At 51.2% G+C, this 22,239-nt stretch carries 27 protein-coding genes; 13 read left to right on the forward strand and 14 right to left on the reverse strand.

Going from position 1 to position 22,239, the window contains the following annotated elements; all coding sequences use genetic code 11:
* Window positions 1-170: 170 nt before the first annotated feature.
* On the reverse strand, window positions 171-1,265 hold the full coding sequence (gene zapE, locus ACFFJP_RS13385) for a cell division protein ZapE (protein ID WP_446686830.1): 1,095 nt from the start codon (window positions 1,263-1,265) through the stop codon (window positions 171-173).
* A 121-nt stretch (window positions 1,266-1,386) separates the two neighbouring features.
* Here zapE and ACFFJP_RS13390 point away from each other — a divergent pair, with 121 nt between their 5' ends.
* The 3 genes from ACFFJP_RS13390 (at window position 1,387) to degS (ending at window position 4,522) form a co-directional block, all read left to right on the forward strand.
* Complete coding sequence (locus ACFFJP_RS13390; RefSeq protein WP_377244835.1) at window positions 1,387-1,836, forward strand: Z-ring associated ZapG family protein; 450 nt, start codon at window positions 1,387-1,389, stop codon at window positions 1,834-1,836.
* Window positions 1,837-1,894: 58 nt separating this feature from the next.
* Window positions 1,895-3,256, forward strand: coding sequence for a Do family serine endopeptidase (locus ACFFJP_RS13395; protein ID WP_377244838.1), 1,362 nt, complete (start codon window positions 1,895-1,897; stop codon window positions 3,254-3,256).
* 180 nt (window positions 3,257-3,436) lie between these two features.
* Complete coding sequence (gene degS / locus ACFFJP_RS13400) at window positions 3,437-4,522, forward strand: outer membrane-stress sensor serine endopeptidase DegS (RefSeq protein ID WP_377244841.1); 1,086 nt, start codon at window positions 3,437-3,439, stop codon at window positions 4,520-4,522.
* A gap of 59 nt (window positions 4,523-4,581) precedes the next feature.
* On the opposite strand, the gene murA is transcribed toward degS, so the two are convergent.
* From murA to mlaF, 7 genes are all read right to left on the reverse strand, one after another.
* Window positions 4,582-5,844, reverse strand: a complete 1,263-nt coding sequence (gene murA / locus ACFFJP_RS13405; protein ID WP_377244844.1) for a UDP-N-acetylglucosamine 1-carboxyvinyltransferase — start codon at window positions 5,842-5,844, stop codon at window positions 4,582-4,584.
* Window positions 5,845-5,850: 6 nt separating this feature from the next.
* Window positions 5,851-6,108: a BolA family protein gene (locus ACFFJP_RS13410; RefSeq protein ID WP_208932836.1), complete on the reverse strand. Its 258-nt coding sequence runs from the start codon at window positions 6,106-6,108 to the stop codon at window positions 5,851-5,853.
* 120 nt (window positions 6,109-6,228) lie between these two features.
* A complete protein-coding gene (locus ACFFJP_RS13415) occupies window positions 6,229-6,519 on the reverse strand; it encodes an STAS domain-containing protein (protein WP_377244848.1) in 291 nt (96 codons plus the stop codon).
* Window positions 6,512-7,180: an MlaC/ttg2D family ABC transporter substrate-binding protein gene (locus tag ACFFJP_RS13420; RefSeq protein ID WP_377244851.1), complete on the reverse strand. Its 669-nt coding sequence runs from the start codon at window positions 7,178-7,180 to the stop codon at window positions 6,512-6,514. Before ACFFJP_RS13420 ends, ACFFJP_RS13415 begins: the two co-directional genes overlap by 8 nt.
* Complete coding sequence (gene mlaD, locus ACFFJP_RS13425) at window positions 7,180-7,647, reverse strand: outer membrane lipid asymmetry maintenance protein MlaD (protein ID WP_208932838.1); 468 nt, start codon at window positions 7,645-7,647, stop codon at window positions 7,180-7,182. Before mlaD ends, ACFFJP_RS13420 begins: the two co-directional genes overlap by 1 nt.
* A gap of 3 nt (window positions 7,648-7,650) precedes the next feature.
* Window positions 7,651-8,430 (reverse strand): lipid asymmetry maintenance ABC transporter permease subunit MlaE, encoded by a 780-nt coding sequence (gene mlaE / locus ACFFJP_RS13430; protein ID WP_377244854.1) that lies wholly within the window; start codon window positions 8,428-8,430, stop codon window positions 7,651-7,653.
* Window positions 8,430-9,245, reverse strand: coding sequence for a phospholipid ABC transporter ATP-binding protein MlaF (mlaF, locus tag ACFFJP_RS13435; protein ID WP_377245725.1), 816 nt, complete (start codon window positions 9,243-9,245; stop codon window positions 8,430-8,432). Before mlaF ends, mlaE begins: the two co-directional genes overlap by 1 nt.
* Before the next feature lie 477 nt (window positions 9,246-9,722).
* Between mlaF and ACFFJP_RS13440 the strand changes: the two genes are divergently transcribed.
* From ACFFJP_RS13440 to ACFFJP_RS13485, 10 genes are read left to right on the forward strand one after another with little or no spacing between them, the layout of a single operon-like run.
* Window positions 9,723-10,691, forward strand: coding sequence for a KpsF/GutQ family sugar-phosphate isomerase (locus tag ACFFJP_RS13440; RefSeq protein ID WP_377244857.1), 969 nt, complete (start codon window positions 9,723-9,725; stop codon window positions 10,689-10,691).
* Window positions 10,691-11,248 (forward strand): 3-deoxy-manno-octulosonate-8-phosphatase KdsC, encoded by a 558-nt coding sequence (gene kdsC, locus ACFFJP_RS13445; protein WP_377244860.1) that lies wholly within the window; start codon window positions 10,691-10,693, stop codon window positions 11,246-11,248. The genes ACFFJP_RS13440 and kdsC overlap by 1 nt, the downstream gene beginning before the upstream one ends.
* Window positions 11,245-11,802, forward strand: a complete 558-nt coding sequence (gene lptC, locus ACFFJP_RS13450; protein WP_377244862.1) for an LPS export ABC transporter periplasmic protein LptC — start codon at window positions 11,245-11,247, stop codon at window positions 11,800-11,802. The genes kdsC and lptC overlap by 4 nt, the downstream gene beginning before the upstream one ends.
* A complete protein-coding gene (gene lptA / locus ACFFJP_RS13455; RefSeq protein WP_377244865.1) occupies window positions 11,789-12,277 on the forward strand; it encodes a lipopolysaccharide transport periplasmic protein LptA in 489 nt (162 codons plus the stop codon). Before lptC ends, lptA begins: the two co-directional genes overlap by 14 nt.
* 1 nt (window position 12,278) lies before the next feature.
* Window positions 12,279-13,004 carry an LPS export ABC transporter ATP-binding protein gene (gene lptB / locus ACFFJP_RS13460; protein ID WP_377244868.1) on the forward strand — a complete coding sequence of 242 codons (726 nt, stop codon included), beginning with the start codon at window positions 12,279-12,281 and terminating at the stop codon, window positions 13,002-13,004.
* A 49-nt stretch (window positions 13,005-13,053) separates the two neighbouring features.
* On the forward strand, window positions 13,054-14,532 hold the full coding sequence (locus ACFFJP_RS13465) for an RNA polymerase factor sigma-54 (protein WP_208932844.1): 1,479 nt from the start codon (window positions 13,054-13,056) through the stop codon (window positions 14,530-14,532).
* Between the two features lie 29 nt (window positions 14,533-14,561).
* Complete coding sequence (hpf, locus tag ACFFJP_RS13470; RefSeq protein ID WP_377244874.1) at window positions 14,562-14,849, forward strand: ribosome hibernation promoting factor; 288 nt, start codon at window positions 14,562-14,564, stop codon at window positions 14,847-14,849.
* 26 nt (window positions 14,850-14,875) lie between these two features.
* The gene (gene ptsN / locus ACFFJP_RS13475; protein ID WP_377245728.1) at window positions 14,876-15,331 is read left to right on the forward strand and encodes a PTS IIA-like nitrogen regulatory protein PtsN; all 456 of its coding nucleotides are present in this window, start codon (window positions 14,876-14,878) and stop codon (window positions 15,329-15,331) included.
* Complete coding sequence (gene rapZ / locus ACFFJP_RS13480; RefSeq protein WP_031566769.1) at window positions 15,328-16,185, forward strand: RNase adapter RapZ; 858 nt, start codon at window positions 15,328-15,330, stop codon at window positions 16,183-16,185. The genes ptsN and rapZ overlap by 4 nt, the downstream gene beginning before the upstream one ends.
* Complete coding sequence (locus ACFFJP_RS13485; RefSeq protein WP_377244878.1) at window positions 16,175-16,450, forward strand: HPr family phosphocarrier protein; 276 nt, start codon at window positions 16,175-16,177, stop codon at window positions 16,448-16,450. The genes rapZ and ACFFJP_RS13485 overlap by 11 nt, the downstream gene beginning before the upstream one ends.
* Before the next feature lie 50 nt (window positions 16,451-16,500).
* Here ACFFJP_RS13485 and ACFFJP_RS13490 read toward each other — a convergent pair whose 3' ends face one another.
* From ACFFJP_RS13490 to ACFFJP_RS13515, 6 genes are read right to left on the reverse strand one after another with little or no spacing between them, the layout of a single operon-like run.
* Window positions 16,501-16,836, reverse strand: coding sequence for a Na+/H+ antiporter subunit G (locus ACFFJP_RS13490; protein WP_377244881.1), 336 nt, complete (start codon window positions 16,834-16,836; stop codon window positions 16,501-16,503).
* 8 nt (window positions 16,837-16,844) lie between these two features.
* The gene (locus tag ACFFJP_RS13495; protein ID WP_377244884.1) at window positions 16,845-17,114 is read right to left on the reverse strand and encodes a K+/H+ antiporter subunit F; all 270 of its coding nucleotides are present in this window, start codon (window positions 17,112-17,114) and stop codon (window positions 16,845-16,847) included.
* Window positions 17,102-17,611, reverse strand: a complete 510-nt coding sequence (locus tag ACFFJP_RS13500; protein WP_377244887.1) for a Na+/H+ antiporter subunit E — start codon at window positions 17,609-17,611, stop codon at window positions 17,102-17,104. The genes ACFFJP_RS13495 and ACFFJP_RS13500 overlap by 13 nt, the downstream gene beginning before the upstream one ends.
* On the reverse strand, window positions 17,611-19,092 hold the full coding sequence (locus tag ACFFJP_RS13505; protein WP_377244890.1) for a monovalent cation/H+ antiporter subunit D: 1,482 nt from the start codon (window positions 19,090-19,092) through the stop codon (window positions 17,611-17,613). Before ACFFJP_RS13505 ends, ACFFJP_RS13500 begins: the two co-directional genes overlap by 1 nt.
* Window positions 19,092-19,433, reverse strand: coding sequence for a Na+/H+ antiporter subunit C (locus ACFFJP_RS13510; protein ID WP_377244893.1), 342 nt, complete (start codon window positions 19,431-19,433; stop codon window positions 19,092-19,094). Before ACFFJP_RS13510 ends, ACFFJP_RS13505 begins: the two co-directional genes overlap by 1 nt.
* Window positions 19,433-22,234 (reverse strand): monovalent cation/H+ antiporter subunit A, encoded by a 2,802-nt coding sequence (locus tag ACFFJP_RS13515; RefSeq protein WP_377244896.1) that lies wholly within the window; start codon window positions 22,232-22,234, stop codon window positions 19,433-19,435. Before ACFFJP_RS13515 ends, ACFFJP_RS13510 begins: the two co-directional genes overlap by 1 nt.
* Window positions 22,235-22,239 lie beyond the last annotated feature (5 nt).

Here is a 22,239-nt window from a genome sequence, read left to right on the forward strand (position 1 = left end):
ACACCTTACACAACCTCTTCAGGCTGCGTCGTTTATCGTACCCCTTCGAGTACTGCAAACTGCCAGGCTACGGCAGTATCAGGCTGTAACGTGGGCCGGCGGCGGATTATAAAGGAAGGCTGCGCAAAAAACAGCTGTTTTGTGCAGATTTTTTCGATCGAATCAGTGTTTTACGGCAGATGAGCCAGCGCCAGATAGTCCTGTGACTGCATTTCCTGCAGCCGGCTCAGACAGCGTCTGAACTCAAACGACAGAATACCCTGCGTGTACAACTGCTCCATTGGCAGCTCAGCGGAGATAATCAGCTTCACTTTACGCTCATAGAACTCATCGACCAATGCAATAAAACGTCGGGCCACATCGTCGTTGCCCTGCCCCATCTGCTTCACACCGCTGAGCAGCAGCGTATGATAGATTTTTGACAGTTCCATGTAGTCATACTGGCTACGCATTGTTTCGCATAACTCACTGAACTCAAACCAGATGATACCATCAGCCTCACGCCGGTACCGCAGCTTGCGGCTGGCGATTTCAATCTGGCCATCCTGCTGTCGCGGCTCCACCGACAAGGCCAGAAAATACTGCTGCAAATTCTGTTCAGCTTTTTCATCCAGTGGCGCGTGATAAATTTCGGCCTGCTGCAAGGTACGTAACCGGTAATCAATACCGCTGTCGACATTCACCACATCAGTGTGTTGTTTAATCAACGCAATCGCCGGTAAAAACCGCGCACGCTGCAAACCATTGCGATACAAACCATCCGGTTCAATGTTCGATGTCGCCACCAGTGTGATGCCTCGCGCAAACAAGGCCTGCATCAGCGTCCCCAGGATCATCGCATCGGTAATATCAGAGACAAAAAACTCGTCAAAACAGATGATATCCACATCACGTTTAAAGTGATCCGCGACTTTTTCTAATGGATTTGACTCACCGGCCAGCGCTTTCAGTTCGTCGTGGACTTTGTGCATAAACCGGTGAAAATGCACCCGCATTTTGCGGTCACCGGGTAAACATTCAAAAAATGTATCGACCAGATAAGTCTTGCCGCGGCCGACCCCACCCCAGAAATACAAACCTTTGAGCGGGCTTATATCTGCCTTTTTACCTAGTAACTTATTGAAAATCGATGAGCTTTTTGGCTTTCGGCTAACGAAATCGTCATACAGGCGTTGCAGTTGCAACACGGCATGTTGCTGCGCTGCATCAAACTGAAAATCGGGGCGCTGTAAATCAAGCTGATATTTTTGCTGTGGCGTCATCATACAATGCAGTGCAGGCGCAGGTTCTGGCCGGGAAAAGTTAGCGCTTATAGTAACATGCCTTACCACTACCGATAAGAAGATCGGTTACACTTGGCAGTAAATCGTAGTTCCAGGAGTTGTTATGTTGATGTCTTCCATTCTTTGGCTGATTGCCGGTTTAGTGATTGGTGCTGCAGCAGCCCGTTTTTACAGTGTCCGGCAATTTAATCAGAACAAACTGCAGGTTGAACTCGAAGAGAGTAAAACCCAACTGCAAAATTACCGAACAGAAGTGTCCGACCATCTGGAGACCACGCAACGGCTGATGAGTCAGTTGCAGGACAACTACGAACAAATCGTCCGCCATATGGCCAGTACCAAGATGACGCTGGTCGACAAAGCCCCGGTGCAGCGCCCGACGCATTTGAATTATTTGTCGACCGATACGGCGGAACACATTCGTAAATCGCTTGGACAAATCGATGAACGGCGACGCAAACAAGTGTCACATGCGCAACAACCACTTGATTATGCGGGTCATTCCAGCGGGTTAATGAAAACCTTCCCAACAGAAAAAAATTCAGGAAACTGAAACTTTTTAAAAATGCACCGGTCTTCAGAGGCAGTTACCCGATGGAGACAAGTGCGTTATGAATATGAAGTTATCCTTTGTCACCGCAAGTATTCTTGCAGTTTTTCTGTTAGCTCAACCCAGCCCTGCAGCGGCAAAACTCCCTTTCTTCGGTGCCGAAGCCGGCACCGAAATGCCAAGCCTGGCACCAATGCTCGACAAAGTGACCCCGGCAGTAGTCAACATTAACGTCGCTGGCAACCGCGAAGTGCGTCAACGTGTGCCGGATGCGTTCCAACAGTTTTTTGGTCAAGGCGAAATGCGCCGCTCTCAGCCGTTCCGCGGCTTGGGTTCTGGTGTGATCATTGATGCTGCCAAAGGTTATGTGGTCACCAACTCTCATGTGATTAATCAAGCCGATGAAATACAGGTCACCTTAAAAGATGGCCGGACTTTTGATGCAAAAAAAATCGGTGAAGACCCCGACAGCGATATCGCGCTGTTGCAAATCAAAGCCGACAACCTGACTGCTATTACGGTCTCGGATTCTGACACACTGCGGGTCGGCGATTTTACCGTCGCCATCGGTAACCCTTTTGGCCTCGGTCAGACAGTCACCTCAGGCATCGTCAGTGCGCTTGGCCGCGGTGGTCTTGATATTGAAAAATATGAAGATTTCATCCAGACCGATGCAGCGATCAACAGCGGTAACTCCGGTGGTGCACTGGTCAATTTAAAAGGTGAACTGATCGGCATTAACACCGCCATTTTAGGACCAAACGGCGGCAATATCGGTATCGGTTTTGCTATTCCATCGACGATGATGAAAAATCTCGTTAATCAAATTATTGAATTCGGCGAAGTAAAACGTGGCGTGCTGGGTATTGAAGGGAATGACCTGAATGCCGAACTGGCCAAAAATATGAACGTGAAAACCAATAAAGGTGTGTTTGTTGGGAAAGTCACACCGGATTCCGGTGCACAAAAAGCTGGGGTGAAAGCCGGCGACACTATCGTTAGTCTGAATGGCAAGCCTATCCAGAGCATGTCAGAACTTCGGGCGAAAGTGGGCACGCTAGGAGTTGGGAAATCAGTGAAGCTGGGGATTCTGCGCGAAGATAAGCAAGTCTCCATTGACGTGAAGCTGTCTGCAGCAGATCAAGCTAATGTTACTGCCGAAAATTTACATCAGATGTTAGCCGGTGCCAATTTCGCCAACGGCAAAACAGTTGATGGTGAACCAGGTGTCGTAGTCAGTGAAGTCGCCGAGGGTTCACCTGCGGCCCGTCTTGGCCTCAGTAAAGATGACGTCATTATTGGTATTGGCCGGACGCGGATTGAGAATATCGCACAACTTAGATCCGTACTGGAACAGGCGCGTGGCGTAGTTGCCTTGCAAATTCAACGGGATAACACTGTATTCTATACATTGATCCGTTAATCAGCACGACCAGATAAAGCCGGGGCAACCCGGCTTTTTTTATTGCGCTCATTGCAGAATCTAGTCAGTTTCAATTTGATTGCAACAAGCCCAATTTCATGATCAGTAACGTTTTTTCTGCTGCAGCTTTACAGGCATCAATGCTATGCTGAAGCATTGCTGAGCTCAGATAAAACCGTCGTGACTAATTTCCTGCTGCTGATTTTTAAGAGCGTGGCCTATGGGCTGGCACTTGCACTGCTTTACTTGCTGCTTGCCCCGTCCGGGCAATTGCAGCTTGCTCATCTGTTGCAGCCTGCAGAATCTGAGCCTGCCGCCATTTCATACGCCAAGGCGGTCCGTGCCGCTGCACCAGCAGTAGTCAATGTTTATACGCGCAGCACACAGTTGGACGAGCGTTCGTATGAGCGCCGCGTGATCCAGAATCAGTCGCTTGGTTCAGGCGTGATCATGCGCAGCGATGGTTATATCGTGACCAATTACCATGTTGTACACGGCGCTGATCAAATAGTCGTAGCGCTGCAGGATGGCCGACAGCTCGATGCATTGCTGATCGGCCAGGACCAAATGACCGACCTTGCAGTGCTAAAAGTCGAAGCAGAAGATCTGCCGGTTATTCCTCAAAACCCTGAACTAGCGCCACAGGTGGGCGACTTGGTACTTGCGATTGGCAACCCATTGAATCTGGGCCAATCAATCACCCAAGGCATCATCAGCGCGACCGGCCGGGCTGGGCTAAGTACCAATTCGTACACCGATTTCATGCAGATGGACGCGGCCATCAATGAAGGCAACTCCGGTGGCGCGCTGGTCAACAGCAATGGCGTATTAGTCGGCATCAATACTGCTGCGTTTCAGCGTCAGCGCAATCTGGAAGTGCAGGGAATTTTCTTTGCGGTACCGTACAAACTGGCCGCGACTGTGATGCAAAAGCTGATTAAACACGGGCGAGTTGTGCGGGGGGCGCTTGGGATGAATGGTATTCCGGTCGTTAATGCTGCTGGCGAGCGTCAGGTATCAACCGGTCAGCCATTTTATGGCGTGCTGATCGACCAGGTTGAGCCTTTTGGTCCTGCTGATACTGCCGGTGTGCAACAAGGCGATATTCTGTTGCAGGTCGATCATAAGGCGCTGACGAGCGTTGGTCAGGCCTTGGACATCGTGGCTGAAACCGAGCCTGGCTCAGAGATTGATTTATTACTGGAACGGCAAGGCCAGAAAGTGACGCTCAAATGCCGGATTGGCTTAAGGCCCGAAGCCGAGTAACCTGCAATAAAAAAACGCCCGCAACTGCGGGCGTTTTTTAAGTATTAAATACAGAACGATTAAACCGGCGCGTTAATCCGCGTGATCTCTGCACCTAATTTCTGCAATTTGAACTCAATCTGTTCATATCCGCGGTCAATATGATAAATGCGGTCAACAACAGTGTCGCCTTGCGCTACCAGACCGGCAATCACCAGGCTGGCTGAAGCGCGCAGATCAGTCGCCATCACTTGCGCGGCGTTCAGCTGCGGCGTGTGCTGACACACTGCCGTATTGCCTTCCAGCTGGATCAGCGCGCCCATCCGTTGTAATTCCGGCACATGCATAAAGCGGTTTTCAAAGATAGTCTCGGTGACAACACCGACACCACTTGCCACCACGTTCAGCACAGTGAACTGCGCCTGCATATCAGTCGGAAAACCCGGATGTGGCACTGTTTTCACGTTCACAGAGTTTAAGCTGCGTCCGGTCATATTCAGCCGGATCCAATCAGCCCCGGTGGTGACTTCAGCACCGGCTTCCCGCAATTTTTCCATCACGACTTCAAGCTCAGCCGGATCGGTATTGGTACAGGTTACATCCCCGCCAGTCACAGCTGCTGCAACCAGAAAAGTACCGGTTTCAATCCGGTCCGGCAGCACTTTGTGCTTGGCACCGACTAACGACGGCACACCTTCAATCCGGATTGTTGCACTGCCAGCACCAGTGATTTTTGCACCAAGAGCAATCAAATAATTAGCTAAATCAACTACTTCAGGCTCACGAGCGGCGTTTTCGATAATGGTCACACCATCAGCCAGGGTTGCAGCCATCAACAAGTTTTCAGTGCCGGTGACGCTGACCATGTCCATCACCAGATGGGCGCCTTTTAACCGGTCAACCCGCGCTTTGATATAGCCATTTTCCACGACAATCTGCGCACCCATTTTGCGCAAGCCATCGATGTGCAGATTGACCGGACGCGCGCCGATCGCGCAGCCACCCGGTAACGATACTTCGGCATAACCAAAACGGGCTAACAACGGCCCTAACGCCAGAATAGATGCACGCATCGTGCGCACCAGCTCGTAAGGTGCGACCTGGCTGGTGATGTTGGTCGCGTCGACGGTCACCCGATCGGCTTCACGTTCAACGACGGCGCCAAACATCCGAAGCAGCTTAAACGTGGTGTCGATATCTTTTAACGCAGGCACATTGCTGATCACTGACGGCTGTTCAGCCAACAGAGTTGCAAACAGGATCGGTAATGCGGCGTTTTTCGCACCGGAAATGGATACTTCGCCTTGCAGGCGGGCGCCGCCTTTGACTAAAAATTGTTGCATCTTTGCTTACACCGGCGGGTTAAGAAGTTTTTCACGACGCCATTGGGTTGGCGTGAAGGCTTTAATTTGCAGGGCATGAATACTGCCATTCGCGATATCGCTCATCAGCGGTGCGTATACCAGCTGCTGTTGTTTCACCCGGCTCAAGCCGTCAAAACAATCGCCCACGGCCGTGACGGAGTAATGACTGCCATCAGTTTTCACATACACTTCAGCCAGTTGCAGCTGCTCAAGCAACCGCTGTTCAATCTCTTTACAATCCATCTGGATACCCTTGTGCCACAGTGTGGTGGTTTGCGAGCGCCCGTAAACCGGACAATCGCCAAAAATAAAACCCGGCATACTGGAGCCGGGTTGTCATTATATCCTGCCTCGGAGTGCTTTTCAGCTCTCTGTCGGTAAAAGGCTTAATACATCGCTGACCGCAGCCAGTGAATGTAACTGCGCCGGCATGCCGCGCAAAGTGACTTGCAGGGATTTTGCTTTGGCCTGCGACAACACCTGAATCAGCCAGGCGAGGCCTGCTGTATCCACATGCTTTAATGCAGCAAGGTCAAACACCGCATTCCCCTGCAGACTCTGCAATGGTTTAAATGGCCAGAACTGCACGACGGTGTTGCGATCCAGCTCACCGCTGAATACCAGCACTTGCTGTTCCTGACGGATCTCAAGCATTTTTTGCTTTCTCAGGCGCTTTAATCGGCGCTTTGGCTTTTTCTTCTAACTGAGCAGCAACGCTGACCAGGCCTTGCTGACGGATCAGGCTGCCAAGTTCTGAACGCTTACTATCCAGTAAAGAAATACCTTCAGCAACCATATCGAATACCAACCAGTTGGTCGCACCTTTGACGCGACGCAGTTTAAATTCGATTTTGATATCCGGTTTGCCAGGGTCGATCACGCGGGTTTTGATCGTGATAATTTTCTTTTGCGCTTCAATCGGTTGGCCCGGTTCAATCATCACTTGCTGATCGCGGTACTGGGTGAACACACCGGCATATGTACCGACCATGTAGTTTTGGAAGGCGCCAACAAAAGTATTAAAATCTTCCTTCGGCACTGTATTCAGTTTGACTGCGTTGCCAATGACATAACCAGCAGCGTAACGGCTGTCGATATAAGGCACCAGTTCTTCTGTGACGATTGTACGCAGAATTTCCGGATCCTTTTTGATGTCAGCCTGTTGCCGGGCAATACGTTGGAAGGTTTTATCTGCCAGCACTTCCATCATTTTGTATGGGTCGTCATATTTCGGCACTGCAGCGTCTGCCGCCTGAACCTGCGAAAACGCCAGCAGCGCAGTCGCCGCCAGCAATACTTTGAATAATGCTTTCATCATTGATTCCCACGATTAAATAAGAACTGGCCAATGAGCTCTTCCAGCACAATGGCGGATTTGGTGTCTTCGATGTAGTCACCGTTTTTCAGAATTTCAACGTTCTCATCGACAAAACCTGGCTGCAATCCGATGTATTGTTCCCCCAGTAGCCCTGAGGTCAGGATCGCCAGCGAGCTGGTTTCCGGAAAGTTGTTATAACTGCTGTTGATCTCCAGTGTGACCACCGGCTGAAACGACTCCGGATCTAATTGAATTGAGGCAACCCGTCCAACCACAACACCACCGACTTTGATCGGTGAACGTGCTTTCAGGCCGCCAATATTTTCAAACTTAGCTAATAACTGGTAGCTCTGATCCGAACCGGCGACACCGGTATTGGCCACTTTCAGTGCCAATAACAACAACGCTGCAATCGCCAATGCGACAAAAAAACCTACAAATAACTCTAATTTACGTGATGCCATTTCTCATCCACCAAACATGACAGCGGTTAATACAAAATCAAAACCCAGTACAGCCAGTGAGGCTGTCACCACAGTCTGAGTCGTTGCCTGACTGATCCCTTCCGATGTTGGGACCGCATCAAAACCTTTGTGCAGCGCAATCACGGTCACCACAAAGGCAAACACGATGCTTTTGATCACGCCATTAATAACATCCTGCTGGAAATCCACATTGGCCTGCATTGCTGACCAATAGCCGCCACCATCCACGCCGAGCCAGTCGACGCCAACCAGATGGCCACCCAGAATGCCGACAGCATTAAAAATCAGCGCCAATAACGGCATACTGATGACGCCAGCCCAGAACCGCGGCGCGATGACGCGACGCAGTGGATCAACTGCCATCATCTCCATACTCGACAACTGTTCCGTGGCTTTCATCAGACCGATCTCTGCGGTCAGCGCACTGCCGGCCCGACCGGCAAACAGCAACGCCGTCACGACAGGTCCCAGTTCACGCAACAGACTGAGCGCCACCAAAGGCCCTAACATCTGTTCGGCACCGAACTTAGCCAGAACGGTATAGCCCTGTAGCGCCAGCACCATGCCGATAAACAGGCCGGATACCAGAATGATCAGCAAAGACAACACGCCGACCACATAAATCTGTTTCATATACAGATGCCAGTTTTTCAGCGGCCGTGGCCGCCCCCATAAGGCACCAAACAACATCAGGGTTGCCCGGCCAAGGCCCTGCAATGTACCCAGTGTGTTGGCACCTAACTGCTGGATTTGCTTCAGCATCAGCGGCTTAACTCCATTAATTCAGTAGCATAATCGGCTGCTTTAAAGTGGAACGGCACAGGCCCGTCCGCTTGTCCCTGCAGGAATTGTTGCACCAACGGTGATTCATGCTGACGCAACTGCTCAGGAGTCCCGTGGCCAATGACACGGCGTTCCGCCACCACATAAACGTAATCAGCGATGCTCATCACTTCGGCGACGTCGTGCGATACCACAATAGAAGTCAGCCCCAGCGCATCGTTCAGCGAGCGGATTAACCGGACTATCACGCCCATCGAAATTGGATCCTGTCCGGCAAATGGCTCGTCGTACATAATCAATTGCGGGTCGAGCGCAATGGCGCGGGCCAATGCCGCACGACGCGCCATACCACCGGATAATTCGGCCGGCATTAAATCCCGGGCACCGCGTAACCCAACCGCTTCGAGCTTCATCAGCACCATAGTGCGGATAATCGCTTCCGGCAGCCGGGTATGTTCGCGAATAGGAAATGCGACGTTGTCGAACACCGACATCTCGGTAAACAACGCACCACTTTGGAACAACATGCTCATTTTTTTACGGGCCTGATACAGCTCCTGCCGGCTGAGCGTTGGAATATCAGCCCCTTCAAACAGGATTTTGCCGCTATCTGGCTTTAACTGACCGCCGATCAAGCGCAGTAAAGTGGTTTTACCGATGCCGCTTGGGCCCATGATCGCGGTGACTTTGCCACGCTGAAATTGCATGCTCATGTCGTCATAGATGACACGTTCGCCGCGGCGGAAAGTCAAATTCTGAATATCAACCAATGGTTTATCCAAACCAAACTCCATTCGTTTCACGCTATGCACATTCCTGGCCGGAGTGCTGATTCCGGTCCCTGCACTGGCAGGCGGGAAAAAACGGCGCAATATACGGGGACTGTCAGTACTATGCAAGGCAAATGCCTAATTAATCACCGCATTTTAACCGCATTCAGCGCCGGCGTCGCTCTGAAAAATTGTAATCATCAGTTGCAGAAATTCGAACTGTTGACATTTACTTGACCCAACGCCCGCAGAGGCGTTGTTCTGATCACTGATCAGCTGCTGAAATAGCCGTCGCAACACCGAGCGTTGAAGCCTGCAAACGGCCATCGGTTCAGGTTTTTTTGCAATTACCGGACAGAAACTGGAAAATGCTGCGTCATCAACGCCTGCTTTCAGTGTGCAGCTGATTGCATTTGCTTATAATTCGCATTTTGCCGGCGTTAACTGAATATCAGCTTAATAAAGCTGTGGTGTCGGGCACGAAAGGGCTGGAGGATTGGGGTGAGCACGAACTTTTGCGAGACCGCCACGCGAGTGCTGGATATTGAGGCCAAAGCAATCACTGGCCTTAAAACATATATTAATCAAGACTTTAACGATGCCTGCCAATTATTTTTTAATACCCGGGGCAGAGTCATTGTCAGTGGCATGGGCAAGTCGGGCCATATAGGTAATAAAATTGCCGCCACATTGGCTTCAACTGGTACACCTGCCTTTTTTGTTCATCCGGGCGAAGCCAGTCACGGCGACCTCGGGATGATCACACAATCCGATGTGGTGCTGGCATTATCTAATTCCGGTGAAACCGAAGAAATTTTGAAGTTGTTACCGGTGCTAAAACGTCTGGGGATTGCGATTATCGCGATGACCGGTAACCCGGATTCTACGCTGGCAAAGCTGGCTGACATTCATTTATGTGCCCGTGTCGAGCAAGAAGCCTGCCCGCTTGGCTTAGCTCCGACTGCAAGCACCACCGCGGCTCTGGCATTGGGTGACGCTATCGCCGTCGCCTTGCTGGAAGCTCGTGGTTTTTCCGCCGATGATTTTGCCCTGTCTCATCCGGGTGGCAGTCTCGGCCGCCGTTTGTTACTGCGCATCAGTGATGTAATGCACGATGGCAGTCAAATTCCCCTGGTTGACGAGCAGGCAACGATTTCAGCAGCGCTGCTGGAGATTTCCCGAAAAGGTCTGGGCATGACCGGCGTATTAAACGCACAAGGTCAATTGGCCGGCATCTTTACCGATGGTGACCTGCGGCGGATCCTCGACCAGCGCATTGATATTCATCAGACGCTGATTGTCAGCGTGATGACACGTAACTGTGTCACAATCCGGGCAGAAATGCTGGCCGCTGAGGCGCTGAAAATTATGGAGCAAAAGAAAATTAATGCCCTGATGGTAGTCAATGCCGAGAAAGTGCCGGTCGGCGCTTTGAACATGCATGATTTGTTGCGTGCAGGAGTGCTCTGATGACACTGGGTTATCGCGAACTCTATCAGCCCCTAAGTGCCGAAGTAGAAGAAAAAGCACGCCAGATCAAGCTGTTAATTTGTGACGTCGACGGGGTTTTTTCCGATGGCCGCATTTACCTCGGCAATGACGGCGAAGAACTGAAAGCGTTTCATACACGGGATGGTTATGGCGTGAAAGCACTGCGCCAAGCCGGCATTGAAGTCGCTATTATTACTGGCCGGCGTTCATTGATTGTTGAAAAACGCATGCAGGCTTTGACAGTGCAGCATATTTTTCAGGGGCAGGAAGATAAAATGCCGGCATATCAACAACTAAAGCAGCAGCTGAAGCTGGAAGACCAGCAAATCGCTTATATAGGCGATGACTTATCCGATTGGGCCGTGATGCAACATGTGGGTCTGTCTGTCGCCGTTGCCGATGCTCATCCGTTGTTACGCCATCAGGCGGCCATGACAACTAGCCTGCCTGGTGGATTTGGCGCTGTACGTGAACTTTGTGACCTGTTATTACTCTCTCAGCACAAGTTTGGGAATTTCTCAGGAAGCAGCACATGATCAGGCAATTGCTCTGGTTATTTCTGGTACTGACCGGCGCCACAGTGTTATACAGCTGGATTGAAGCGGCTGATGAGCCAAAGCAAAAACCGGTAGAACGTGAATTGGTACCGGATTTTGTCGCCTACCAGCTGACCCGGCGCAGTTTTGACAAAGACGGTAATTTGTCCGGCCAGGTCAAAGCTGCGCAGATGGCGCATTTTGAGCAGCTGGGTCAGATCCAGTTTGAACAACCGGCTTACACGCTGTATGAAGATCGACAACCACGCTGGCAAATTAGCAGTGCTCAGGGTGTGTTTTATCAGGATAACAAAGTGATCCTGGAGCAAAATGTTCAGGTGGATAACCTGCATTCTGACGAAATGTTCAAACAAATTCAGACAGAACAGCTGGAAATGCTGCTCGATACGCAAATGCTGCAAACCGACCATCCGGTACTGGTACTGGGCCAGAGTTTTCAAATCCATGGTCAGGGTTTGCAAGCCGATTTAGCCGCGCAAAAATTGCGCCTGTTCAAGCATCAGGGGACGGTATATCAACATGAAAATCAATAAGCTGGGTTGTTTGTGCCTGCTGTTAATCAGTATGACAGCCGCGACAAAAACAACCGATTTCAGCGAACCTATTGAAGTCAACGCCGACCGCAACGAAGCCAGCCTGAAACAGCAAATGCTGGTCTACTCTGGCAATGTCATCGTCAAGCAAGGCACCTTATTGATTAAAGCTGAAAAGCTGACAGTCGATCGCTCCGCCGGTGAAGGTAAAGAAGTCTTCATCGCTGTCGGGCAACCTGCGGTGTACTCACAGGTGCTGGATGGTGACAAACCGATCCAGGCCAGTGCCGAGGAAATTCGTTATGCGATGGCAACCCGGGTGCTGACACTGACCGGTAAAGCGGAAATTACCCAAAGTGGCAGCCTGGTACGTAGCGCCAAAATTGAATATGACCTGCTGAAACAACAACTCAGTGCCGAAGGTGAAAAAGGCAAAGAGCGGGTCACAACTATCTTTACCTCTGAAGGAAAATAGGGTGAAAAAGCTTGTTGCTGCGCACCTGGCGAAGAGTTACAAAGGCCGCCAGGTAGTCAAAGACGTCAGTCTGGAAGTCGGTGCCGGCCAGATTGTTGGATTATTAGGTCCAAATGGCGCCGGCAAGACCACCACATTTTATATGATTGTTGGCCTGGTGCCGTCTGACAAAGGTCAAATCACTTTGGGCGGTAATGACATCACTTTTGACCCGATCCACGCCCGCGCCCGTCAGGGGATCGGTTATTTACCGCAGGAAAGCTCGATTTTCCGCAAGTTAACGGTGTTTGATAACCTGATGGCTATTTTACAGATCCGTAAAGATCTGAGCGAAGACCAGCGTGAACAAACTGCTGACGAACTGCTGGATGAGTTTAATATCACCCATATCCGTAACAGTCTGGGCATGAGTCTGTCCGGTGGTGAACGGCGTCGGGTAGAAATCGCCCGCGCTTTGGCTGCCAATCCAGCCTTTATTCTGCTGGATGAACCTTTTGCCGGTGTGGATCCAATCTCAGTGCTCGACATCAAAAAAATCATTCAGCACCTGCGTAATCGTGGCATCGGCGTATTAATTACCGACCATAATGTCCGCGAGACCCTTGATGTTTGTGAGATCGCCTATATCGTCAGTCATGGGGAGCTGATCGCCTCTGGTACACCGGCTGAGGTATTAGCCAACCAGCAAGTCAGAGATGTATACCTCGGTGATCAATTCAGGCTATAGTTAGCAAAAAACCAGTCCCCAGCTGGTCGTCAGGAGTGACAAGAAGTACATGAAGCCATCTTTACAACTTCGGCTTGGACAGCAATTAACAATGACGCCTCAGCTGCAGCAAGCTATCAAGCTGCTTCAGCTGTCGACCATTGAATTGCAACAGGAAATCCAGGAAGCACTGGACGCCAACCCGCTGCTCGAAGCCGAAGATGAATTTAGTTTTTCCGAAGCCCCCAGCGGCAATGAATTGCAAAATACTGACCCTGCGCCTGAACACAACAGCGCTGATGAATATGCTGAACCGGAAGTGCCGGATAGCAGCGAGTCAATGACCGAACAGAACATCAAAGAAGATTTGCCACTCGACAGTAACTGGGACGACCTGGTCAGTGCAGCCCCGGTCTCTGGCACAGGTTCACCAGACGAAGATACTGTGTTCCAGGGCGAGACCACCGAAACCCTACAAGATTATCTGCGCTGGCAAATGCAGCTGACACCGTTTAGTGAAACAGACCGCGCCATTGCCGAAATTATTATCGAAGCCATCGACGAAAACGGCCTGCTGACCATCAGCTGTGAAGACGTGCTCGAATCGCTGGGCCTTGATGATATCGAAGCGGACGAAGTGGAAGCCGTGCTGAAACGGATCCAGCTTTTTGACCCGGTTGGTGTGGGTGCCCGCACAATCCAGGAATGTCTACTGATTCAGTTGCGCCAATTTGACCCGCATACGCCTTTCCTGAAAGAAACCTGCGAAATAATTAAGCATCACAGCGAATATTTAGCGAATCGTGATTTCCGTTCTCTGATGCGCGTGTCTAAACTGAAAGAGGATGATCTGCGTGAAGTGATGCGACTCATCCACAGCCTGAATCCCCGCCCTGGCGCGGATGTGATCCGGCAGGAACAGCAGTATACGGTGCCGGACGTGTCGGTGAAGAAGGTCAAAGGCCGCTGGATGGTCGAACTGAATCCCGACGCCTTCCCGAAAATCAGAATTAACGAACAATACGCGGCGATGTCGCGACAAGTACGCAATTCATCAGACAGCCAGTTTATCCGCTCGCATCTGCAGGAAGCCAAATGGTTCCTGAAGAGTCTGGAGAGTCGCAACGAAACGTTATTAAAAGTGGCCAACTGTATTGTTCAGCAACAACAGGCGTTTTTTGAACATGGCGAAGAAGCCATGAAGCCGATGGTGCTGAATGATGTGGCAGAGATGGTCGGCATGCACGAATCAACGATTTCCCGGGTCACTACCCAGAAATATATGCATACCCCGCGCGGAATTTTTGAACTTAAGTTCTTCTTTTCCAGTCATGTCAGTACAGAGAGCGGTGGCGAATGTTCGTCAACCGCAATCCGGGCCTTTATTAAGAAATTGGTGGCGGCGGAAAATCCGGCCAAACCGCTCAGTGATAGCAGAATGGCCGAGATCCTGTCGGAACAGGGGATAAACGTCGCGCGGCGCACCATCGCCAAGTATCGGGAATCTCTTTATATTCCGCCGTCTAATCAACGTAAGAGCTTGCTCTAAGTAAGTGCTCACCTAAGAAGGAAATGTCTATGCAAATTAATCTAACTGGTCGTCATGTAGAAATTACTGCAGCACTGAGAGAATATGTAGACAGCAAATTTGCCAAGCTTGAAAAGCATTTTGAACATATCAACAATGTGCATGTTGTGCTCAATGTCGAAAAGTTAAAACAAATCGCCGAAGCCAAACTGCATTTAAACGGCGGAGAGGTGTTTGCGCAGTGTGAAGATGATAACATGTACGCCGCGATTGACCTGTTGATCGATAAACTGGATCGTCAGGTCATCAAACACAAAGAGAAGATTTCTCGTCACTGAACTCTGGATTTATGAACCTAAGCTCAATGTTATCGGAGGACTGCACAAAAAGTGCGGTCCTTTTTAATAGTAAAAAACGCATCCTTGAATACGTCGCGGAGCTTGCACACCAGCATATGCCGGAATTGTCCGAGTCCACAGTATTCGAAGCGCTGATGGCGCGGGAAAAGCTGGGCTCAACCGGTATTGGCGGCGGCATCGCCATTCCTCATGGCAAACTGAAAGGCGTGACAACCCCTGTGCTGGTGTTTGTTGTCAGTCAGGATGCCATTCAATTCGATGCAATTGACAATCAGGCCGTGGATATATTCTGCGCCATCCTCATTCCGGAAAATCAGTGCCAGACGCATTTGACGACGTTAGCCGGCATCGCCCGACTGCTCAGTCAAAAGGATCTGACGCGAAAAATCCGTCATGCTGGCACGGATCAGGCACTGTATCAGTTGCTGCTCAGCCATGCTGACACAGGCAGCGCCAAATGAAATTACTGGTGGTTAGCGGCAGGTCAGGTTCAGGTAAATCCGTCGCGTTACGGGTGATGGAAGATTTAGGCTACTACTGCGTTGACAATATTCCGGTCAATTTGTTGCCCACCCTCGCCAATGCGGTGATGGGACAATATGAACGTGTCGCCGTCAGTATCGATGTGCGCAACTTACCGCAGGAACCGGAGGAACTCACCGAGATCCTGTCGTATCTACCGCGTAAAGTTGAACTGACCATCCTGTACCTCGATGCCGACCATACCAGCCTCATCAAACGTTTTAGTGAGACCCGCCGGCTACACCCGCTGTCGCATCAGGCGATGTCACTGGACGAAGCCATTCAGCGCGAGCAACAGTTACTGGACCCAATATCCAGTCGCGCCGATCTGTATATCGACACCACAGAACTAAACGTACATCAGCTGACCGAGCAGTTACGCGAGCGGATCCTCGGGCAGAAAACCGGTCGCTTGGTGATGTTATTTGAATCTTTTGGCTTTAAATACGGCATTCCGAAAGACGCAGACTTTGTCTTTGACGCCCGCTTCCTACCCAATCCACATTGGGAACCTGAATTGAAGATCCTGACTGGTCTTGACCAACCAGTGAAAGATTATCTGGAAGCGCAGCCGGTGGTCGCGAAATATACCTGGCAAATTAACAGCTTTATCAGCACCTGGTTGCCACACCTCGAACGCAATAACCGCAGTTACCTGACGATCGCCATCGGTTGTACCGGCGGACAACATCGTTCGGTTTATATTGTTGAGTCTTTGGCAGAAAGCTTCCGGGCTTTACGCGAAGACGTGCAAATCCGCCACCGGGAGTTAGTCCGTCACCATGGCAAATAGCTTTAAAGATACTGTCACCATCGTCAATCAACTGGGTTTGCATGCCCGTGCCGCCACCAAGCTGGCGCAGCTATGTATGCAATTTGATGCCAAAATTGAACTGCAACAAGACGGCCGCAGCGCCGATGCCAGCAGTGTGCTGGCGTTGTTAATGCTGGCCAGCAGCAAGGGCAAAAATGTTGATGTGGTGACCAGCGGTGAGCAGGCTGAAGATGCACTGGTCGCAGTGACTACACTGATCCGCGCAGGTTTCGACGAAAACTAAAACTCGCAGCCAGCCGCGCTTTAGCCTCGCGGTTCCAGTCCTGCGGTTTCTCAGTCTTTTGGTATTTGATCCTGTCCCTGCGTGTTGTCACAGGCTTTTAGTCGATGGTGCAACGCCACTTTAATCAGCATGTGCGCGGTCACTGGTGCCGAAATAAACAAAAACAATGCAATTAACAGTTGTTGCAGACTCAGCGTTTGCTCATGCAGATTAAAATACAGCAATGACGCAAGCACAAGGCTGCCAAGCCCTAAAGTAGTGGCTTTAGTCGGGCCATGTAGCCGGGTATAAAAATCCGGTAACTTCAGCAGCGCCACCGACCCCAGCAACACAAATAATGCGCCCAATAGCAACAAGCCACCAATCACCCACTCCAGTATGCTCATCTAGCCCCCTATTCGATAATATCGCCGCGTAGCATAAACTTGCAGACAGCAACTGTACTGACAAAGCCCAGCATCGCAATCAGCAGCGCGGCTTCGAAATACAGCTGGGTCGAGACATAAATCCCATACACCAACAACAGCGCGATACTGTTGATATACATGGTATCCAGCGCCAGTAAACGGTCTGCTAAATCCGGTCCACGCAATAGTGACAGCCCATTTAACAATAGTGCAAACACGATCACACTCATCACAGCAATCAGGATCAGACTGAACATGCAAAAATCTCCTTCAGCGGCATTTCATAACGCTGTTTCAGCTCCGCGATCAAGCGTGCTTCATCTTGCAGATCTAACACGTGTAATAACAGAAACTGTGGTTTATCAGCACTTCGCGGAAGTAATTCAGCGCTGACTGTGCCAGGGGTCAGGCAAATCGTGCCAGCCAAAATCGTTAGCGGCAATGGCTCAGTCAAATCTAATGGCAGCAGCACAAAACCTGGCCGCAGTGACCTGTTAGGTCCAAGTACAACTTTAATCACCTGCATATTGGCGATGACGATGTCCCATAACACCATCAACAAATACCGCGCCAATAAGCCATACCGGCGCACTGCCGGCTGTGGTTCACGAAAACCACGACTAAGCCATGGGATCAGCAGCGCCAACAACACTCCCGTCAATAGAATCAACGGTGAGAAACTGTTGTGCAGCGCGCACCAGACCAAGAGCAGCGATGCACTGCGCAGGGGGGTGGCAAATAAGGTCTGTCTCATCAGTGTACTCCCACGCCAGCCTGCAGCTGTGCAATTGCATCAAGGCAAAATTGGGTCCACCAGTTGCCACACAGCACCAACGTCAGGCCAGATATCAACAATAAAGCCACTGCGCTAACCGGCAACCGGCTGGCCGGACTTAGATCCTGAGCCGGTGAGTTGGCACGCCAGAACAGCATGCTGCCGGCCCGACTTAATGCAATCAGCACGGCCAGACTGCTCAGTAACAGCACCGCAACCAGCAACATACCCGCCGGATGGCTGGTAATGCCCTGAAGCAGCCAAAGCTTGGCGATGAATCCAGAGAATGGGGGCATACCAATCACTACCAGCGCACTCAACGCAAACAACCAGCCATACAGTTGCGGCTGGACCAGACGGGGCCCAGGCACGAGACGATCGCCGACACTGCCGCGTTGCTGGCCTATCTGGTCGGCCAATAAAAACCATACTGCGCCAATCCAGCTGGAATGAACCGCATACAACAAGGCCGCAGCTTTGACTTCAGCGACTCCACTGCCCAGCGCGGTCAATAAGGTACCGGCTGATAACAATACCAGCGCGGCCGCCATGCCTTTTAAATCCACCGCAGCCAACACCATCGCAGTGGCAAGCAGCATCGTCAGCAACCCGCCCCACCACAGCAATGTATCGCCATAACCACTTAGCGTGCCGGCTGTTGCGCCAAACAACAGACCAAACACCCGCAGCAGGCTATAAATACCAACTTTGGTCATTACCGCAAAAATCGCCGCTACACTGGCATTGGCTTGGCTGTAGGCCGCCGGCAACCAGAAATGAAACGGTAACAACGCAGCTTTTAAACCAAACACAATCAGCAACAACGCCGCCGCCGCTTTTACTGCCAGCGCCTGCGACGGCTCCAGCACGCTGATCCGCTGCGCCATATCGGCCATATGCAACGACCCCAGCATCGCGTACAGCAACGCCAACGCTAGCAAAAACAGCGCCGAACCAACCAGATTCAGCACCACATAATGCAGTGCCGCCTGAATACGTTTTTTGCCACCGCCATGCACTAACAGGCCATAGGACGAGATCAGCAGCACTTCAAAAAATACAAACAGGTTAAACAAATCACCGGTCAGGAAGGCGCCGTTCAGCCCCATCAGCAGAAAATGTAATAACGGATGGAAATACGCGCCCTTTTCATCATCACCGCTGCAGCTATATAGCGTCACCGCCAGCGCCAATAACGATGTCAACCAGACAAACAGCGCCGATAGCTGGTCCGCCACCAGCAAAATGCCAAACGGCTGCGCCCAGTTACCAAGTAAATAATGTTGTGCCGGTACATTGGTTTGCTGCCACAACAGCACTGAGCTGACCAAGAACGTCAGCAGCATGGCCACAACACTGTAACTACGCCGTCGCTGCGCGGCCCCCGTCAGTGGCTGCAGCAACAACAACACCGCAAATAAAGCCGGCAATAAAATCGGCAGAATGACTAAATGTGACATCAGGGCATCCCCCGCTTCGGCGAGCGTTGATTATCTAATTCGTCATGCCCAAGTTCGGCACGCGAACGGATCGCCAACACGACCAGGAATGCGGTCATGGCAAAACCAATCACGATTGCGGTCAGCACCAGCGCCTGCGGCAGCGGATCAGCGTAGCGGGCAGAAGCCCCCAGCACTGCGCCGGCGCCGGCAGTGAGTCCACCGCTGACAAAAATAAACAGATTCACTGCGTAAGACAGCATGGTCAGGCCCAGCATTACGGCAAAGGTACGGCCCCGCAACAGCAACAACACACCACAGCCAGTTAGCAGGCCGATGGCGACTGCCAGTAATAATTCCATCAGGCTTGCTCCTTGTGTTCCGGTTTATACCTTGTCGTCAACTTGCCGAGGTTGGCCAGGATTAACAGCGTGGACCCCACCACTGTCAGGTAAACCCCTAAATCAAATGCCATCGCACTGGCCAGCTCAATTTGTCCCAGCAATGGCAGTTGGAAATAATCAAACCAGGAGGTTAAGAAAGGTTTACCAAACAGCCAGCTGAAAGCACCGGTCAGTCCGGCAATCAAAATACCGCTGGCGATAAGCGCCGAAAATTGTAGGTTTAATCGCGGTTTGACCCAATCCACGCCGTGGGCAATGTATTGCAAAACAAGCGCAACTGCGGTGACAAGACCCGCAACAAAACCGCCGCCCGGCAGATTATGGCCACGGAAAAAGATGTACACCGATACCAGCAATGCCAGCGGCAATAGCCCTTGTGAGACCACCCTTAATAACAAAGGATGCGCATCCAGTGCCCACTTACGACCATCAGCATCGGCACTGGGTTTAAAGCGCGGAATGCCGGTCAGCAGCTTATAGATCCCAAGCGCCGCTATCCCTAACACGGTGATCTCACCAAAAGTATCAAAACCGCGGAAATCGACCAGGATCACATTAACCACATTGGTGCCGCCACCACCGGTTTTGGCATTGGCCAGAAAATAAGCCGACACCGAATCCACCTGTTGCGTCAGCATCAGATACGACAAACTACCGACCACAATGGCACAACTGCAAGCCAACACCAGATCGCGCAATAAGGTCGAATGCGCACTCTGTTTCGGGCTGCGGTGCGGTAAAAAATACAACGCCAACATCAACAACACCGCAGTCGCAACTTCAACAGCCAGCTGGGTTAACGCCAGATCCGGTGCGGAAAAACGGATAAACAACAAACTCAGCATCAGTCCCACCACCGACACCATGATCAGCGCCAACAGGCGTTGCCGTTGCCATAGCACCGTAGCAACAGCGGCAAGTACCATTACCAGTAGCAACGCGGCGGTCAGCAGGTCCGGAGCCATCGTTGGCCGCGGTCCCTGTAAATCGGCAAGTTGCACTAACGGATAGCCAGCCAGTAATACCATCGCCCACAGGATGATAGCGATATACCACTGCAGACGACCGGGCTCGGCCCATTGACTGAAGCGACGACAAGCGTGTACCAGACGCTGCACCAGCGCTTCAAAGCGATAGATTGCTAACGTTGACTGGAAACCAGCCTGAAACAAAAACAACTGTTTGCGGTTGATATACAGCACAATACCGGCAACAAATGCCACTGCACTCATCAACAGCGGCAGGTTCAGTCCATGCCATAACGCCAAGCTATAAGTCGGCGGCGCTTGCTGCAACGCAGCTGTTGACGCCGCCAGCAGAATATCGCCCACCAGCCACTGCGGGAATAAACCGACGCCAATACAAAGTGCGACCAAAATTTCCATTGGCACCCGCATATATCGCGGCGGTTCATGCGGAGTTTTGTCGAGGCCTATTGGCTTACCGTTAAAAAATACGTCGTGGATAAAACGGGCTGAATAGGCCACTGAAAACATCGCAGCGACAGTCGCTAGCAGTGGTAACAACCAGCTCAGTGAACCCAGCACGCTTTGGTGCAACGTCTGACTGAAAAACATCTCTTTTGATAGAAAACCATTTAACAGCGGTACGCCGGCCATTGCGGCAGCAGCCACCATCGCCAAGCTGGCAGTGACCGGCATAAAATGCCATAACCCGTTGATTTTACGCATATCACGTGAGCCAGTTTCATGATCAATAATACCGGCAGCCATAAACAACGACGCTTTAAACACGGCATGGTTGATAATATGAAAAATAGCAGCGACAGTCGCCAGATCGGTATCGAGACCCAGCAATAGCGTGATAAGACCAAGATGTGAAATGGTCGAATAGGCTAATAAGCCTTTGATATCGTGTTGGAATAAGGCGAAATAGGCGCCAGTCAGCAATGTCAGTAAACCGGCAAGACTTACCAAACTGAACCATAAATCGGTCCCAGCCAAGGCCGGATATAAACGGATCAGTAAAAAAATACCAGCTTTGACCATCGTCGCCGAATGCAGATAGGCGCTGACCGGCGTCGGCGCTGCCATCGCATTGGGCAGCCAGAAATGAAACGGAAATTGCGCGGATTTGGTGAAAGCCCCCAGCAACACCAAGGTCAGGATCAGCGGATATTGAGCATGAGCAACAATCTCCGCTCCTTTGCTGAGGATAACATCAAGCTGATAACTGCCAGCCACCTGACCGAGTAACACCAGACCGACCAGCAACGCCAGGCCACCGGCCGCTGTTACCGTAAGAGCCAGCCGCGCCCCTTTGCGCGCATCGGAGCGATGAGACCAATAGCTGATGAGTAAAAACGAGCTGATACTGGTCAGTTCCCAGAACAGCCAGAGTTGCAAGACGTTGCCCGACAACACGATGCCAAGCATCGCCTGCATAAACAACAGCAGGCAGGCATAAAACCGGCCCATTGGGTCTTTTGGACTGAGGTAATACCGAGCATAAAAAATTACTAACAGGCCGATGCCGAAGATCAACAGGACAAACAGCAGCGCCAGCGCGTCTAAGCGTAAGGTCCATTGCAAGCCCAATAATGGCAACCACTGCCATTGTTGTTGCAGCACCTCGCCTTGCAGCAATTGCGGGATCAACGGCGCTAACAGCAGCAGACCAAATGCCGGCGCCGCCAGTGCTATCCATGTCTGTTGATTACGGCTGAGCTGTCTGAAACACAACAACAGCGTAATACCGAATAAAGGGGCAGACAAAATCCAAGGGAGTATCGACACCATGTCAT

Origin of the sequence: Rheinheimera tilapiae, assembly GCF_042432165.1 — a bacterium.
GTDB lineage: Bacteria > Pseudomonadota > Gammaproteobacteria > Enterobacterales > Alteromonadaceae > Pararheinheimera > Pararheinheimera tilapiae.